The organism is Paenirhodobacter sp. YD-8 (genome assembly GCF_056590935.1).
The window spans coordinates 681,288-696,004 of record NZ_CM152649.1 but is presented as its reverse complement, the minus strand read 5'-3'; the positions used below and the strand labels follow the sequence as shown (position 1 = coordinate 696,004).

Annotated in this window: 14 protein-coding genes; 8 read left to right on the top strand and 6 right to left on the bottom strand. The window is 69.1% G+C overall.

Going from position 1 to position 14,717, the window contains the following annotated elements:
* The first annotated feature begins 75 nt into the window (after positions 1 to 75).
* The 6 genes from AC0QTQ_RS03415 (at position 76) to AC0QTQ_RS03390 (ending at position 5,615) form a co-directional block, all read left to right on the top strand.
* On the top strand, positions 76 to 522 hold the full coding sequence (locus tag AC0QTQ_RS03415) for a GFA family protein (RefSeq protein ID WP_480258256.1): 447 nt from the start codon (positions 76 to 78) through the stop codon (positions 520 to 522).
* Positions 522 to 734, top strand: coding sequence for a hypothetical protein (locus AC0QTQ_RS03410; protein ID WP_113899791.1), 213 nt, complete (start codon positions 522 to 524; stop codon positions 732 to 734). Before AC0QTQ_RS03415 ends, AC0QTQ_RS03410 begins: the two co-directional genes overlap by 1 nt.
* Positions 735 to 1,085: 351 nt before the next feature.
* Complete coding sequence (locus tag AC0QTQ_RS03405; RefSeq protein ID WP_480258255.1) at positions 1,086 to 1,712, top strand: glutathione S-transferase family protein; 627 nt, start codon at positions 1,086 to 1,088, stop codon at positions 1,710 to 1,712.
* Positions 1,713 to 1,721: 9 nt separating this feature from the next.
* Complete coding sequence (locus AC0QTQ_RS03400) at positions 1,722 to 2,933, top strand: acetyl-CoA C-acetyltransferase (RefSeq protein WP_480258254.1); 1,212 nt, start codon at positions 1,722 to 1,724, stop codon at positions 2,931 to 2,933.
* Positions 2,933 to 3,433: a cupin domain-containing protein gene (locus AC0QTQ_RS03395; RefSeq protein ID WP_121531841.1), complete on the top strand. Its 501-nt coding sequence runs from the start codon at positions 2,933 to 2,935 to the stop codon at positions 3,431 to 3,433. Before AC0QTQ_RS03400 ends, AC0QTQ_RS03395 begins: the two co-directional genes overlap by 1 nt.
* Positions 3,426 to 5,615, top strand: coding sequence for a 3-hydroxyacyl-CoA dehydrogenase NAD-binding domain-containing protein (locus tag AC0QTQ_RS03390; protein ID WP_480258253.1), 2,190 nt, complete (start codon positions 3,426 to 3,428; stop codon positions 5,613 to 5,615). The genes AC0QTQ_RS03395 and AC0QTQ_RS03390 overlap by 8 nt, the downstream gene beginning before the upstream one ends.
* Before the next feature lie 61 nt (positions 5,616 to 5,676).
* Here the strand turns inward: AC0QTQ_RS03390 and AC0QTQ_RS03385 are convergent, their stop codons facing one another.
* Complete coding sequence (locus tag AC0QTQ_RS03385) at positions 5,677 to 6,324, bottom strand: sulfotransferase family 2 domain-containing protein (protein ID WP_480258252.1); 648 nt, start codon at positions 6,322 to 6,324, stop codon at positions 5,677 to 5,679.
* Positions 6,325 to 6,524: 200 nt separating this feature from the next.
* Here AC0QTQ_RS03385 and AC0QTQ_RS03380 point away from each other — a divergent pair, with 200 nt between their 5' ends.
* Both AC0QTQ_RS03380 and AC0QTQ_RS03375 read left to right on the top strand, forming a co-directional pair.
* Positions 6,525 to 8,150 (top strand): AMP-binding protein, encoded by a 1,626-nt coding sequence (locus AC0QTQ_RS03380; RefSeq protein ID WP_480258251.1) that lies wholly within the window; start codon positions 6,525 to 6,527, stop codon positions 8,148 to 8,150.
* Positions 8,151 to 8,271: 121 nt separating this feature from the next.
* Positions 8,272 to 9,288, top strand: a complete 1,017-nt coding sequence (locus AC0QTQ_RS03375; RefSeq protein WP_480258250.1) for a hypothetical protein — start codon at positions 8,272 to 8,274, stop codon at positions 9,286 to 9,288.
* Positions 9,289 to 9,339: 51 nt separating this feature from the next.
* On the opposite strand, the gene AC0QTQ_RS03370 is transcribed toward AC0QTQ_RS03375, so the two are convergent.
* From AC0QTQ_RS03370 to AC0QTQ_RS03350, 5 genes are all read right to left on the bottom strand, one after another.
* The gene (locus tag AC0QTQ_RS03370; RefSeq protein ID WP_480258249.1) at positions 9,340 to 10,905 is read right to left on the bottom strand and encodes an SPOR domain-containing protein; all 1,566 of its coding nucleotides are present in this window, start codon (positions 10,903 to 10,905) and stop codon (positions 9,340 to 9,342) included.
* A gap of 63 nt (positions 10,906 to 10,968) precedes the next feature.
* Positions 10,969 to 11,601: a uracil phosphoribosyltransferase gene (upp, locus tag AC0QTQ_RS03365; protein ID WP_121531829.1), complete on the bottom strand. Its 633-nt coding sequence runs from the start codon at positions 11,599 to 11,601 to the stop codon at positions 10,969 to 10,971.
* A gap of 8 nt (positions 11,602 to 11,609) precedes the next feature.
* Positions 11,610 to 12,833, bottom strand: coding sequence for a phosphopentomutase (locus AC0QTQ_RS03360; RefSeq protein WP_121531827.1), 1,224 nt, complete (start codon positions 12,831 to 12,833; stop codon positions 11,610 to 11,612).
* A gap of 1 nt (position 12,834) precedes the next feature.
* On the bottom strand, positions 12,835 to 14,154 hold the full coding sequence (locus AC0QTQ_RS03355; protein WP_480258248.1) for a thymidine phosphorylase: 1,320 nt from the start codon (positions 14,152 to 14,154) through the stop codon (positions 12,835 to 12,837).
* Positions 14,154 to 14,546 carry a cytidine deaminase gene (locus AC0QTQ_RS03350; RefSeq protein ID WP_121531824.1) on the bottom strand — a complete coding sequence of 131 codons (393 nt, stop codon included), beginning with the start codon at positions 14,544 to 14,546 and terminating at the stop codon, positions 14,154 to 14,156. Before AC0QTQ_RS03350 ends, AC0QTQ_RS03355 begins: the two co-directional genes overlap by 1 nt.
* Positions 14,547 to 14,717 lie beyond the last annotated feature (171 nt).

Sequence of the window (14,717 nt, the reverse complement as noted above, 5' to 3'; positions counted from 1 at the left end):
CCCCGCCCCCGCAAGGGGCTGGTCTCGGGGCGCGGCGCGCTCTAGGCTCGGACGAGCCCGCGACAGGAGGCGCCGATGCACCCGACCCCACGCGATTACCCAGAGGCCCGCGGCGGCTGCCAGTGCGGCGCCGTGCGCTTCACGATTTCCGCAGGCCCGGGCGCCACCGGGATCTGCCACTGCCGGATGTGCCAGCGCGCGACCGGCAACGCCTTCGCGCCGCTCTATCAGGTGCAGGACGACCGCGTGAGCTGGCAGGGACAGGCCGCGGAATGGGCAAGCTCGAACATCTCCTGCCGCGGTTTCTGTCGGGCCTGCGGCACACCGCTCTACATGCGCACCGGCGACACCTACGAGTTCATGGCGGGGTGCCTGCACCCCGACTTCCCCTTCGTCCCGCAGGATCAGGGCGGGATCGAGTCGCGTCTGGAATGGCTCGATACGCTGCCCACCCTGCCGGCACATACCACGCGCGAGAAATGGCTCGCCGTGGTGGTCTCGAACCAAGCCGAGGAAGACTGATGCCCAAGCGCCTGCGCCTGACCCGCCGCTTTCCGGTCTCGCTGACGAATGACGCCTATCGCGTGCTGCACCGTTTTGCCGCCGAGGCGGGGCTGACCCCCGACGAGGCGCTGGTGTTCCTGTTCGAGCATTTCGGCTCGGTCACCCATCACGAGAACCTGACGGCGCGGCTGCGGCTGTTCAAGGCCGAGCTCGAGGATCGCAAGGCCTGAGTGCACGCCGGCGGCACGGTCGGAAGGTGCGTATTCGGGCCAGGAAAAGCACCAGGTGCAGGCTGTGCGCCCCGGCCACGGGAATCGGTCCAGTTCCACGGTGAGGGCATTCACGCGCGACCGGGGCGGCTTTTCCCCGGACGGTCATCGGCTCTCCCGCCCGTAGCGCACCGCCAGCGCGGCAGGCGCTGTTGAAGAAAGCCTTACCGGCGCATTTTCTTGGCCTAGATACTCACTGCGACGGTCCCGACGCAGCGTCCCGGCCTGGTGACGTTGCGCCACATCCGGGGCCGGGGGCTTACGCGCACGTCAATTCATTGCCAATATGACCGTGATCTTGGGAGGGATCGGATGACCGCCACGCTGTATTGTTTCGGGGAATCGGGCAACGCCTACAAGGCTGCACTGACCATGGCCCTTGCGGGCTATGACTGGGCGCCGGTCTGGGTCGATTTCTTCCATGGCGGCGCGCGACGCCCCGAGTTCCTGGCGCTGAACGAGATGGGCGAGGTGCCGGTCTTCGTCGAGGACGGCCTCACCCTGACGCAATCGGCGGTGATCCAGCTGCATGTCGCCGAGCGCAGCGGCAAGCTGATGACGGGCGACCGCGACGAGATCCTGCGCTGGCTCTTCTGGGACAACCACAAGGGCAGTTCGCAATTCGGCACGCTGCGCTTCCTGATGAACTTCCTGCCCGAGGAGAAGCGCCCGGCCGAGACGATCCGCTGGCTCTCGGGCCGGGTGCGGGCGGCGCTGACGACGCTCGAGCAGCACCTCGAGGGCCGCGACTGGATGGCGGGCAATGCCCCCAGTCTCGCCGACACCGCCTGCTGCGGCTACCTCTATTACCCCGAGCCCTTCGGGTTCGAGCGCGACCGTTTCCCCGCGATTTCCGCCTGGCTCGACCGCATCGCGGCCCTGCCCGGCTGGCAACACCCCTACGAGATGATGCCCGGCAACCCTGCGGACCGGGCCTGAGGAGGAACCATGACCGAAGCCTATATCTATGACGCCTGCCGCACGCCGCGCGGCAAGGGCCGCCCGGACGGCAGCCTGCACGAGGTGACCTCGGTCGCGTTGTCGGCGCGGCTCTTGAACGCGGTCAAGGAACGCAACGGGCTCGAGGGCCATGCCGTCGAGGACGTGATCTGGGGCAACGTCACCCAGGTCGGCGAGCAGGGCGGCTGCCTGGCGCGGTCTGCCGTGCTGCTGTCGGATCTCGATGAATCGATCCCGGGCCTTGCGATCAACCGCTTCTGCGCCTCGGGCATGGAGGCGGTGAACCTCGCCGCGAACCAGGTGAAGGGCGGCGCCGGCCAGGCCTATATCGCCGGCGGCGTCGAGATGATGGGCCGCGTCGCCATGGGCTCGGACGGTGCCGCGATCGCCGTCGACCCCTCGCTGGCGATGAAGACCTATTTCGTGCCGCAGGGGATCTCGGCCGACATCATCGCCACCGAATACGGCTTCACCCGCGAGCAGGCCGACGCGCTGGCCGTCGAGAGCCAGCGCCGCGCCGCCGAGGCCTGGGCCGAGAACCGCTTCGCGAAATCCATCGTGCCGGTGAAGGATCAGAACGGCGTCACCATCCTCGACCGTGACGAATACATGCGCCCGGGCACGACGCTCGAAGACCTCGGCAAGCTCAAGGCCTCGTTCAAGGACATGGGCGAGGTGATGCCGGGCTTCGACAAGGTGGCGATGCTGAAATATCCGCATCTCGACCACATCAACCACATCCACCATGCCGGCAACTCCTCGGGCATCGTCGATGGCGCGGGCGCCGTGCTGATCGGCAACAAGGAATTCGGCATCGCCCACGGGCTGAAGCCGCGCGCGCGCATCCGCGCCACGGCGAAGATCGGCACCGACCCGACGATCATGCTCACGGGCCCGGTGCCGGTGACCGAGAAGATCCTGCGCGAGAGCGGCATGTCGATCAAGGACATCGACCTCTTCGAGGTGAACGAGGCCTTCGCGGCGGTGGTTCTGCGCTTCATGCAGGCCTTCGACGTCTCGCCCGACAAGGTCAACGTCAACGGCGGCGCGATGGCGCTTGGCCATCCGCTCGGCGCCACCGGCGCGATCATCATCGGCACGGTACTCGACGAGCTCGAGCGGCGCGACCTGTCGACCGGCCTTGCCACGCTGTGCATCGCGTCCGGCATGGGCGCCGCCACGATCATCGAGCGCGTCTGATGCCGAAGCTCGACCTTGCCAAGGCGCCGGTGAAGACCGGCTCGCTCTACCCGGCGCCTTACGCCGGGCAGATGGCGGGGCGTTCCTCGATCCGGCTCGGCGATCTCGCCGGGCTGACCCAGTTCGGCGTGAACATCGTCACGCTCGAGCCGGGGGCCGTGGCCTCGCTGCGGCACTGGCACCTGAACGAGGACGAGTTCGGCATGGTGCTCGAGGGCGAGCTGATCCTCGTCGAGGACGAGGGCGAGACCGTGATGCGCCCGGGCGAATGCGCGGCGTGGAAGGCGGGGGTGGCGAACGGCCACCGTTTCGTCAACCGCTCCGATGCGCCCGCGCGCTTCCTGATCGTCGGATCGAAGGCCACCGAAGAGGTCGCCACCTATTCCGACGTCGACATGCAACTCCACATCGCGGGCGGCAAGGCCCGCTTCACCTATCAGGACGGCAGCGATTGGGCGGGCCCCCGCGACCTCGCGCCGAAGGGAGAGAGAAATGGCTGATTTCACCTACGAGCTCGGTGCCGACGGCGTCGCCGTCATCACCTGGGACGTGCCCGGCAAGTCGATGAACGTGATGAGCCTCGAGGGCTTTGCGCTTCTCGACAGCTTCATCGACACGGCCCTGGCCGACGCGGCCGTGAAGGGCGTCGTCATCACCTCGGGCAAGAAGGACTTTGCCGGCGGCATGGACCTGAACGTCATCGCGCAGATGCGCGAGGGCGGCGCGCAGGCGATCTTCGAGGGCGTGATGCAGATGCACAAGGTCCTGCGCAAGATCGAGCGCGCGGGCATGGACCCGAAGACGCTGAAGGGGGGCAAGCCGATCGCCGCGGCGCTGCCGGGCACCGCGCTTGGCATCGGGCTCGAACTGCCGCTCTCGACCCACCGCATCTTCGCCGCCGACAATCCGAAGGCCAAGATCGGCCTGCCCGAGATCATGGTCGGCATCTTCCCGGGCGCGGGCGGCACCACCCGCCTCGTGCGCAAGATGGGCGCGATGGTCGCGGCGCCGTTCCTGCTGGAAGGCAAGCTGAGCGATCCGAAGAAGGCCCGCGCGGCCGGCATCATCGACGAGGTGGCCGAGGATCCGGTCGCCGCGGCGAAGGAATGGGTGCTGAACGCCAAGGACGCCGATCTGGTGAAGCCCTGGGACGCGAAGGGCTACAAGATGCCCGGCGGCGCGCCCTATCACCCGGCGGGCTTCATGACCTTCGTCGGCGCCTCGGCGATGGTGCATGGCAAGACCATGGGCGTCTATCCGGCGGCCAAGGCGCTGCTGAGCGCGGTCTATGAAGGCGCGCTCGTGCCCTTCGACCAGGCGCTGAAGATCGAGGCGCGCTGGTTCACCAACGTGCTGATGAACCCGTCCTCGACGGCGATGATCCGCTCGCTCTTCATCAACAAGGAAGCGCTCGAGAAGGGTGCGAACCGGCCGAAGGTCGCCGACCAGACGGTGAAGAAGGTAGGCATCCTCGGCGCCGGCATGATGGGCGCGGGCATCGCCTATGTCTCGGCGAACGCCGGCATCGAGGTGGTGCTGATCGACAGCACGATCGAGGCGGCCGAGCGCGGCAAGGCCTATTCGACCGGGCTGCTCGACAAGGGGATCTCGCGCAAGAAGGTGACCGAGGAGAAGAAGGCCGAGGTGCTCGCCCGCATCACCGCCACCACCGATTACGCCGCCCTGGCGGGCTGTGACCTGGTGGTCGAGGCGGTGTTCGAGGACCCGACCGTCAAGGCCGGCGTCACGGCGCAGGCCGAGGCGGTGATCCCCGAGGACGCGATCTTCGCCACCAACACCTCGACCCTGCCGATCTCGATGCTGGCGAAGGCCAGCACGCGCCCCGAGCAGTTCATCGGCATCCACTTCTTCTCGCCGGTCGACAAGATGCTTCTGGTCGAGATCATCAAGGGCGAGCAGACCGGCCCGGTCGCGGTGGCAAAGGCGCTCGATTTCGTGCGCCAGATCCGCAAGACGCCGATCGTCGTCAACGACGCGCGCTTCTTCTACGCCAACCGCTGCATCATCCCCTATATCAACGAGGGGATCCGGATGCTGGCCGAGGGCGTGAGCCCCACGCTGATCGAGAACGCGGCGAAGCTTGTCGGCATGCCGCTTGGCCCGCTGCAACTGGTCGACGAGACCTCGATCGATCTGGGGGTCAAGATCGCCAAGGCGACCAAGGCCGCCATGGGCGACGCCTATCCGGACGCGGCCGTGGACGAGGTGATCTTCTGGATGGCCGATCAGGGCCGTCTTGGCCGCAAGAACAAGGCGGGCTTCTACACCTATGACGAGGCCGGCAAGCGCGGCGGGTTCTGGGACGGGCTGGCGCCCAAGTATCCCGAGGCCGCCGAACAGCCCGACCTGCACGAGGTGCAGCACCGTCTGCTGATGGCGCAGGTGCTGGAAGCGGTGCGCGCCTTCGAGCAGGGCGTGCTCGAGGACATCCGCGAGGGTGACGTCGGCGCCATCCTCGGCTGGGGCTTCGCGCCGTGGTCGGGCGGCCCGTTCAGCTGGCTCGACATCCTCGGCGCGGCGCGTGCGGCCGAGATCTGCGACGATCTCACCGCCCGCTTCGGCGCCCGCTTCGAGACGCCGGCGCTGCTGCGCGATCTCGCCGCGACCGGCGAGACCTTCTATGGCCGCTACGGCTCTGGCATCGCGGCGAAGGCCGCCTGAGCCGGAACGCACCGCAATGACAGACGCCGGGGGCCTTCGGGTCCCCGGCGTTTTCCGTTGCTCAGAAGCTGTAGCCGAAGCGCGCGATATCCTCGGCGCAGATCTGCGCCACGATCTCGGCCTCGCGGTCGCCGTAATAGGGCCGCCAATCCCGTCCGCGGTCAGAGGGATTCGCCCGTTCGAGCGGCGTGAGGCGAAAGCCCAGATGCGCCTCCAGCAGCGCGGCATCCTCCTCGAGATGCTCGAGCCGCAGGAAGGCGCGGGCACAGTCGGTGCCGTCCGCCAGCCGCAGATAGCTGCCATAGGGCGCGCCACCGATCGAGGCCCGGGTGAAGGGATGGGCGAGGAAGGCCCCGAAATCGAGCGTCTGCGCCAGCGTGACCGCCGGATGCGCGAAGTTCTGCCCCTGCAGCCAGGCGTAATAGCTGACCATCCGGTCCCAGGGGTTGCGCACCAGGGTGAAGGTGAACCAGTCGCGTGCCTCGGCCTCGGTGTAAAGCCCCACGCCCTCGGCAAGCGTCGCGTGTTTCCACAGCCGCCCGGCGGTCTGCACGCCCGCGAGCCGCCCGCGCCGGCGCCGCGCCTTGGGGGTGTCGCCGACCAGGATGTCATCGGCCATCGCCCGCGCCTCGAGCGCCAGCGCAAGCGCCGTGCCCCCGGTCTTGGGGATATGGACGAAGATGAAACGGCGGCCGGGCGAGACGATCATGGCCCCAGCCTAGCGCCTTGGTGCGGGCGGCAGAAGGGGGTCCGGCCCCCCGCGCGGGCTGCTAGCGCAACCACACCATGACGTAACGTAAACTTTCGCGTGACGTGCACCGCGCCCCCTTCCCTTTCGCGCAACAGTTGCCAATGATCGCGGAAATTTTGCGGAATATTTCACAATCTGACGACCGGGGAGGAGAACCGATGGGTTGGCTTGCAGACGAAACAGGGCTCGACAAATGCGCGGCGAACTTCGTGCCGCTGACGCCGCTGTCGCATCTGAACCGCGCGCTCGAGGTCTTTCCGGAACGCACTGCGCTCGTTTACGGCACCACCCGCCGCACCTATGTCGAGTTCCACGCCCGGGTGAGCCAGCTCGCCTCGGCGCTGAAGGAGCGCGGCATCGTCCCGGGTGACGTGGTGGCGGCGATCCTGCCCAACACCGCCCCGCAGGTCGAGGCGCATTTCGGCGTGCCCGCCTGTGGCGCGATCCTGAACGCGATCAACACCCGCCTCGACGTCGACACCGTCACCTATATCTTCGAGCATTCCGGCGCGAAGATGGTGCTGTGCGACACGCAGTTCCTGAAGCTTGCCGAAGATGCGGTGAAGCAGATGCACGGCACGCCGCCGCAGATCATCGAGGTCGCCGACCCCGAGCATGGCTTCGCGGCGGGCGGCCATTACCTCGAATATGAAGAGCTGGTCGCCATGGGCGATCCGATGTTCGACTGGATCATGCCGGAGGACGAGTGGGAGAGCATCGCGCTCAACTACACCTCGGGCACCACCGGCAAGCCGAAGGGCGTGGTCTATCATCACCGCGGCGCCTATCTCGCCACCATGGGCAACGCGATCTCGTGGCAGATGCAGCTCTATCCGGTGCTGCTGACCATCGTGCCGCTGTTCCACTGCAACAGCTGGACCCATCCGTGGATGATGCCGATGCTGGGCGGCACCACGGTGTGCTGCCGCGACGTCACCGCGAAGGCGATCTATGACGCGATCGCCGACGAGGGCGTGACCCATTTCGCCGGCGCGCCGATCGTGCTGAACACCATCATCAACTGCAAGGACAGCGACCGCCGCCCCTTCGACCATGTGGTCGAGGTGTTCACCGCCGGCGCCCCGCCGCCCGCCGCGACCCTCGCCGCGATCGAGCCCTTGGGCTTCAACGTGACGCAGGTCTATGGCCTGACCGAGGTCTACGGCCCCGCCACCGTCTGCACCTGGAAGCCCGAATGGAAGGGCATCGAGGGCGAGGAACGCGCCGAGATCAAGGCCCGCACCGGCGTGCTGATGCCGATGATGGAAACCATCACCGTGCATGACCACGGCCACGAGGTCGCCCGCGACGGCGTGCATCTGGGCGAGATCGTGATGCGCGGCAACTCGGTGATGAAGGGCTATTTCAAGAACCCGCAGGCGACGCAGGAGGCCTTCGAGGGCGGCTGGTTCCGCTCGGGCGACATCGCCTTCATGCACCCCGATGGCTATATCAAGATCACCGACCGCGCGAAGGACATCATCATCTCGGGCGGCGAGAACGTCTCCTCGGTCGAGGTCGAGGGCGTGATCGCGGCGCATCCCGCCGTGTCGCTCGCCTCGGTCGTGGCCAAGCCCGACGAGAAATGGGGCGAGGTGCCCTGCGCCTTCGTCGAGCTGAAGGACGGCGCGACGGCGACCGACAAGGAGATCATCGCCTTCTGTCGCGAGCGTCTGGCCGGCTTCAAGACGCCGAAGCGCGTGGTCTTCGCCGACCTGCCCAAGACCTCGACCGGCAAGATCCAGAAATTCGAGCTGCGCGCCGTCGCGAAGCTGCTCGATTGACCGGATCGCCGCCGCGATGCGCAGGACGGGGGGCTTCGGCCCCCCGCTCTTCTTTCGGCCCTGCGATTGACCCCGGACCCCGATTCGCTATCCTGCCCGAAACAAGGCAGACCCGGACCGGATGACCGCACTCAAGCAATTTCTGAGGCTCGAAGCCCCCGGCATCTGGCGCGAGGGGCCCGAGGCTCAGCGACGTGCGGTGATCGTCTCCTTCGGCGACGCGACGCTGGTGATCGCCGACGACCGCTCGGCGCGGGCGCTCGCGCATTGGTCGCTCGCGGCGCTGGTGCGGCTCAACCCCGGCAAGCGGCCCGCGCTTTATGCCCCTTCCGAGGAACCGGGCGAGGAGCTCGAGATCGAGGACACGACCCTGATCGACGCGATCGAGAAGGTGCACCGCGCGATCGAGGCCCGCCGCCCGCATCCGGGCCGGCTGCGCGGGATACTGACCGCGGGCGCGATCGGCGTCGTGGTGCTGGCCGCCCTCGTCTGGTTGCCCGGCGCGCTGACCGCACAGGCCGCCCGCGTCGCGCCGATGGCGAAGCGCACCGAGATCGGCCGCGCCGTGCTGGTCGACCTCGAACGCGCGACAGGCGCCGCGGCCTGTCATTCGAAGGCGGGCGATGCCGCGCTTGCGGCGCTGGCCGAGCGCCTGCCCGACACCGCGCAGGTCGCGGTGCTGCCGCGCGGGCTGACCGGCGGGCGGCGCCTGCCGGGCAAGATCGTCGCGCTTGGCCGCGACACCATCGCCGGCCCCGACACGCCCGAGGTTGCCGCCGGCGCGGTGATCGAGGCGAACCTCGCCGCCGGGGACCGCGATCCGCTGCTCGATTTCCTCCGCTGGGCGGGGGTCCGCGCGGCCTTCAGCCTGCTCGTCACCGGCGACCTGCCCCGCGATGCGGTCTCGGGCTATGGTGCGCATCTGCTCGACACGCCGCCGCCGCTGCCGCCCGAGGGGGCGCTGCTGGCGGCCTTCGGCGCGGCGGGGGTATCCTCGACGCCCTGGGCCTATGCCCGCGATGCCTCGGGCGAAAGCGTGCTCGGCCTGATCGAGGCGGACCCGTTCAAGGGCCGCCCCGCGCCCGAGCCGGTGCTGGCCGACGAGCAATGGGTGGCTCTGCAGGGGATCTGCGACTGACGGAAAAAGGCGGCCCGAAGGCCGCCTTTCCTATCCCGATAGGACGATCGCTCAGCGCAGGATCGCGTCGCCGAAGCCCGCCGCGCGCACGCTGCCAAGCGCCGCGCCGGCATCACCGCCCGGCATCGGGCCGGCATAGACGATCGTCATCGGCTTGCCCGAGCGGGTGATCCGCGCGCTCGACACCGGCAGGCCAAGGGCGCGCAGCCGCGCCTTCGCGGCCTCGGCATTGCCCGCCACCCCGAAGGTGCCGACCTGCACATAGCGCGCGGCCAAGGCGACCGGTGCCGCCGCGACCGGCGCCACCGACTTCGTCGAGGGCCGGGCCGAAACCGGCAGCACCAGCGGCTGCTGCGCCGCCTCGCGATACTGCACCATCGGCGTCGACACGATCACCCGCGCGCTGGCGGGGGTGGTGGCGGTCAGCGTCTGCGCCGGCACCTGATTGGTCCAGACCTGCGCCTGCTGCACATCGCCCGTGCTTGCCCGCGGACCGCGATAGGGGTTCAGCCGGCCGTCATCGAAGGCGGGCTTGTACCCCGAGGGACCGACCTTCGTCGCCACGATCACCGGGGCAAGGGTCGTCGGCCCGGCCGGGTGGCGCAGATAGACCGCATCGGGGGCGGGCGCCAGCGTGCCCTGATAGGGGCTCGAGGCGGAATAGCCCTGCTGCGGCGTCATCGGCAGCGGCGCGATCGGTTGCGCCACCGGCGCGCGCGAGGCGCGCGGTGCGGCCATGGCACGGCTCGTCCCGGCAACCGGCGCGGTCGAGGCGACGACCAGCCCTGGCACCGCGGCGCGGTTGATGAAGCCCACCGGGTCCTCGGTCTGCGGGCCGCAGCGCACCACGCTGCGCCCGTCCGACAGCGTATAGCGCTGCGCGACCGGCGACAGGTTCGGACAGGTGGTGGTGGCGCCCTGCACAGTCTCGGCGGCGAGAATGGTCACCGGCGCCCCATAGGGGGCCGGGGTCACCGCGGGGGCGGGGGCAGCCGTGCCGCTCCAGTCGCCGCCCAGGGCATAGGGCGAGACATAGCGGCCGGGCGCAGGGGCCGCAGCCATCTTGACCGGCCCGGCGGCCGGCGCGGCCACCGCGGGCGCGGGCATCGCGACCGGCGCAGGGGCCGGGGCGGGCATTGCCGGACGGCCGATCCGCGGCGGGGTGTTGGTGAGCGCAATGGTGGGCATCGGCTTGCCCACGCCGGGCGTCGGCTCGAACGGCGAGGCGGCGCGCATCGGCCGGGCCGGAGCGGTCGGAACCGGCGCCGGAGCGGCGGCAACCCTGGCCGGAGCGGGCGCGGGAGCCGGCGCGGCGGGCGTCGGCGCCGGGGCCGGCGCGCTCTTCGCCACGTCGAGGACCGGCGCCCCCGCCGGCAGCGACGGCTTGTAGCCGCACAGCTGCTTGCGGTCGCGGCCGATCCGCGGCACCCAGTTCACGCTGCCGCCATAGCCCGCCCGGACGAAGACGCAGCCGGCACTGTCGACATATTGGCGACCCGAGAAGGAGGCTGGCGGAAATTCGGCCGGCCCGTTGGTCTCGAGCCCGGCCCATGCCGCCGGAGCCCCAAGCACCGCCACCAGAAGCGTCGTCGTCAGAACCCCGCCAAACCGCATCATTTCCCCCAAATCACCTATCAGGGAAAATGACGCAGGATTGTCTGCGAGTAAAGGAGAAAGGCCTTATTTTGTGCCGAACATGCGGTCGCCCGCATCCCCTAGGCCCGGCACGATATAGCCGTGATCGTTGAGGCATTCGTCGATCGAGGCGGTCACGATCGGCACATCGGGATGCGCCTCGCGCATCCGCGCGATGCCCTCGGGGGCCGCGAGCAGGCACAGGAAACGGATGTTCTTCGCGCCCTGCGCCTTGATCAGATCGACCGCCGCGACCGAGCTGTTGCCGGTGGCCAGCATCGGATCGACGACGATCACCATCCGGTCCTCGAGCATGTTCGGCACCTTGCAGTAATACTGCACCGGCTGCAGCGTCTCGGGGTCGCGGTAGAGGCCGACAAAGCCCACGCGCGCCGCCGGGATCAGCTCGAGGATACCGTCGAGCAGGCCATTGCCCGCCCGCAGGATCGAGATCAGCGCGAGTTTCTTGCCCTCGAGGATCGGCGCTTCCATCTTGCACAGCGGCGTGTCGATCGTCTTCGTCGTCAGCTCGAGCCCGCGGGTGACCTCATAGGCCAGAAGCAGGCTGATCTCGCGCAGCAGCTGGCGGAAACCCGCGGTCGACGTGTCCTTCTCGCGCATCAGAGTGAGCTTGTGCTGCACCAGCGGGTGGTCGACCACCGTCACGAATTCGTCCATGGCATCCCTCAGTCTTGTTCTTGCAAAAAGCTGTGCCCCGGTCCCGCGGCGCGCAAACCGAGATGCGCCGCGACCGAGGCTCCGACGTCCGAATAGGCCACCTGCCCCACCGACCGCAAGCCGACACCGTGTCCCAGCACCGGCACCCGCTCGCGGGTGTGGTCGGTGCCGTGCCAGCTCGGGTCATTGCCGTGGTCGGCGGTGAAGATCGCCAGATCGCCCGGCCGCAGCCGCGCGAGGAAGCGGCCGGCCTGCGCATCGAACCATTCAAGTGCCCGGGCATAGCCCGAAACATCGCGGCGGTGGCCATAGAGGCTGTCGAACTCGACGAAATTCGCGAAGGTCAGGCTGCCCTCCTCGGCCTCGCCCGCCAGCCGCTGCAGGTGGTCCATCAGATCGGCGTCATTCTTGCCCTTGTGCAGCGCGCTGATGCCGCGATGGCTGAAGATGTCACCGATCTTGCCGATCGCATGGGTGGTGCGGCCGGCGTCATAGGCCCAGTCGAGCAGCGTCGGCGCCGGCGGCTCGATCGCGAAATCGCGCCGGTTCGGGGTTCGCACGAAATTGCCCGGGCGGCCGACGAAGGGCCGCGCGATCACCCGGCCGACCTTCATCGCATGCAGCCGCGGCGCGATGTCACGACACAGCTGCAAAAGACGGGCAAGACCGAAGGTCTCTTCATGGGCGGCGATCTGGAACACGCTGTCGGCCGAGGTGTAGCAGATCGGCCAGCCGCTGCGCATGTGCTCCTCGCCGAGCCGCTCGATGATCGCGGTGCCGGGGGCGTGGCAATTGCCCAGGATCCCCGCGGTGCCAGCCTGCGCGGCGACGAAATCGACCAGATCGGGCGGAAAGCTGTTCTCGACCTGAGGGAAATAGTGCCAGTCCCAGGGCACCGGCACGCCGGCCAGCTCCCAATGCCCCGAGGGCGTGTCCTTGCCCTTCGAGACCTCGCTCGCCGCGCCCCAAAGCCCGCGCGGCGGTGCGCCGAGCCCGGGCGGGCACAGCCCCGAGGCAAGCGTCACCGCGGCGCCCAGCCCGAGCGCATCGAGATGCGGCACCTTCAGCGGGCCCGAGCGCCCCGCCTCGGCCCGCCCCGCAGCACATTCCGTGGCGATATGACCCACGGTGTTCGCACCGGTATCGGGTTCGCCATCGTTGAAGAAGCGCGCGGCATCGGGTGCGCCGCCGATGCCGACGCTGTCCATCACGATCAGGAAGGCACGGGTCATCTCACACATCCTCCGGGCCGATGCGGCCATGGATCAGCGGCGGCTCCTCGGGCATGTCCGCGCTCAGCCCATAGGCCGCGCGCACTGCCGCCACCGCCGCCTCGGCCCTGTCGGCCGTCGTCGCATGGACAAGGGCGAGGGGCTCGCCCGCGTCCATCTCCTCGCCGATCACCGCAAGGCCCGACAGCCCGACCGAGGGAATGATCCGGTCGGTGCCGACCAGCCGCCCACCGCCCAGCCGCACCACCGCCTCGCCAAGCGCCCGCGCATCGACCCGCGTCACGAAGCCCGCGCGCGGCGCCGGCACCGGCACCAGAACCGGCGCCGAGGGCAGCCGGTCGGGATAGCGCTCGACGAAATCGAGCGGCCCGCCAAGCGCCGCCACCATCTTGCCGAAAACCTCGGCCGCGCGCCCGGTCTCGAGCGCATGGTCGATCATCGCCGCGCCGTCGTCCATCGTCTCGGCCTTGCCCGCAAGCACCAGCGCCTCGCCGCCAAGCGCCGCGGTCACGTCCCACAGCGCCTCGTTCACCGCCGATCCGGTCAAGGTCTCCATCACCTCGAGCACCTCGAGCGCATTGCCCGCCGAATGGCCAAGGCTCTGGCTCATGTCGGTGATCAGCGCCGAACAGCGGCAGCCCGCCCCGTTTGCGGTGGCGACGAGGCTGCGCGCCAGCGCCTCGGCATCCTCCATCTTCGCCATGAAGGCGCCCGAGCCGACCTTGACGTCGAGGACCAGCCCGTCGAGCCCCGCAGCGAGCTTCTTCGACAGGATCGAGGCGGTGATGAGATCGATCGACTCGACCGTGCCCGAGATGTCGCGGATGCCGTAAAGCCGCTTGTCGGCGGGCGCGATCTCGTCGGTGGCGCCGACGATCGCACAGCCGACCTCGGCCACCACCTTCTTCAGCGCCTCGACACCGGGCAGCGCGCGATAGCCCGGGATCGTCTCCATCTTGTCGAGCGTGCCGCCGGTATGACCGAGCCCGCGCCCCGAGATCATCGGCACGAAGACGCCACAGGCCGCCAGTGCCGGCGCAAGCAGCAGCGAAACGGAATCCCCGATGCCGCCGGTCGAATGCTTGTCGATCACCGGCCCGGGCAGATCCCAGTCAAGCACCTGCCCCGAGTCGCGCATCGCCCGCGTCAGCGCCACGCGCCCCTCGGTGCCGATGCCCTTCAGGAACACCGCCATCGCGAAGGCCCCCGCCTGCGCGTCCGACACTGCCCCCGAGGCCAGTCCCGCGGCGAACCAGGCGGCGGCCTCGGCCGTCAGCCCCTGCCCGTCGCGCACGCCGGCGATGATCGAGCGCGCCTCCATCAGCACTTGTCCATGTGGCTTGCGTCGAAACGGCCGGGCAGCAATTCGCCGATCGTGGTGTCAAACCGCGCACCCGAGGTGGTGGCGAGCGTCACCGGCGTCTCGGCCCGGCCGAACTCGGCCAGCTTCTGCCGACAGCCACCGCAGGGCGGCACCGGGGTCGGGCTGTCGGCGATCACCGCCACCTCGACAAGCTCGGTCTCGCCCGCCGCGACCATCGCCGCGATCGCGCCGGCCTCGGCGCAGGTGCCCTCGGGATAGGCGACATTCTCGACATTCACCCCGCGATAGACCGCCCCCGACTTGCCCCGCACCGCCGCGCCCACCTTGAATCGCGAATAGGGCGCATAGGCGTTCTCGCGCACGTCGCGCGCCAGTTCGACAAGGGACATCGGGGCCTCCGGGGGTGATTTGTCCAAACGGTTCAACTCGCCCGAAGCTTGCGCCGCCTCCCGAAGCGATGCAAGCCGCCATGCAGTGCGCGGGATGCCCCCTTGCGGCCTTGCGCCGACGGGCCTATTTGCAGCTTCAGGCCAAATAGTTTAAAGCTAAACCAGTTTCAG

Coding starts and splice junctions, on each gene's coding strand:
- AC0QTQ_RS03415 (WP_480258256.1), top strand. CDS start 76: ATGCACCCGACCCCACGCGATTACCCAGAGGCCCGCGGCGGCTGCCAG.
- AC0QTQ_RS03410 (WP_113899791.1), top strand. CDS start 522: ATGCCCAAGCGCCTGCGCCTGACCCGCCGCTTTCCGGTCTCGCTGACG.
- AC0QTQ_RS03405 (WP_480258255.1), top strand. CDS start 1,086: ATGACCGCCACGCTGTATTGTTTCGGGGAATCGGGCAACGCCTACAAG.
- AC0QTQ_RS03400 (WP_480258254.1), top strand. CDS start 1,722: ATGACCGAAGCCTATATCTATGACGCCTGCCGCACGCCGCGCGGCAAG.
- AC0QTQ_RS03395 (WP_121531841.1), top strand. CDS start 2,933: ATGCCGAAGCTCGACCTTGCCAAGGCGCCGGTGAAGACCGGCTCGCTC.
- AC0QTQ_RS03390 (WP_480258253.1), top strand. CDS start 3,426: ATGGCTGATTTCACCTACGAGCTCGGTGCCGACGGCGTCGCCGTCATC.
- AC0QTQ_RS03385 (WP_480258252.1), bottom strand. CDS start 6,324: ATGATCGTCTCGCCCGGCCGCCGTTTCATCTTCGTCCATATCCCCAAG.
- AC0QTQ_RS03380 (WP_480258251.1), top strand. CDS start 6,525: ATGGGTTGGCTTGCAGACGAAACAGGGCTCGACAAATGCGCGGCGAAC.
- AC0QTQ_RS03375 (WP_480258250.1), top strand. CDS start 8,272: ATGACCGCACTCAAGCAATTTCTGAGGCTCGAAGCCCCCGGCATCTGG.
- AC0QTQ_RS03370 (WP_480258249.1), bottom strand. CDS start 10,905: ATGATGCGGTTTGGCGGGGTTCTGACGACGACGCTTCTGGTGGCGGTG.
- upp (WP_121531829.1), bottom strand. CDS start 11,601: ATGGACGAATTCGTGACGGTGGTCGACCACCCGCTGGTGCAGCACAAG.
- AC0QTQ_RS03360 (WP_121531827.1), bottom strand. CDS start 12,833: ATGACCCGTGCCTTCCTGATCGTGATGGACAGCGTCGGCATCGGCGGC.
- AC0QTQ_RS03355 (WP_480258248.1), bottom strand. CDS start 14,154: ATGGAGGCGCGCTCGATCATCGCCGGCGTGCGCGACGGGCAGGGGCTG.
- AC0QTQ_RS03350 (WP_121531824.1), bottom strand. CDS start 14,546: ATGTCCCTTGTCGAACTGGCGCGCGACGTGCGCGAGAACGCCTATGCG.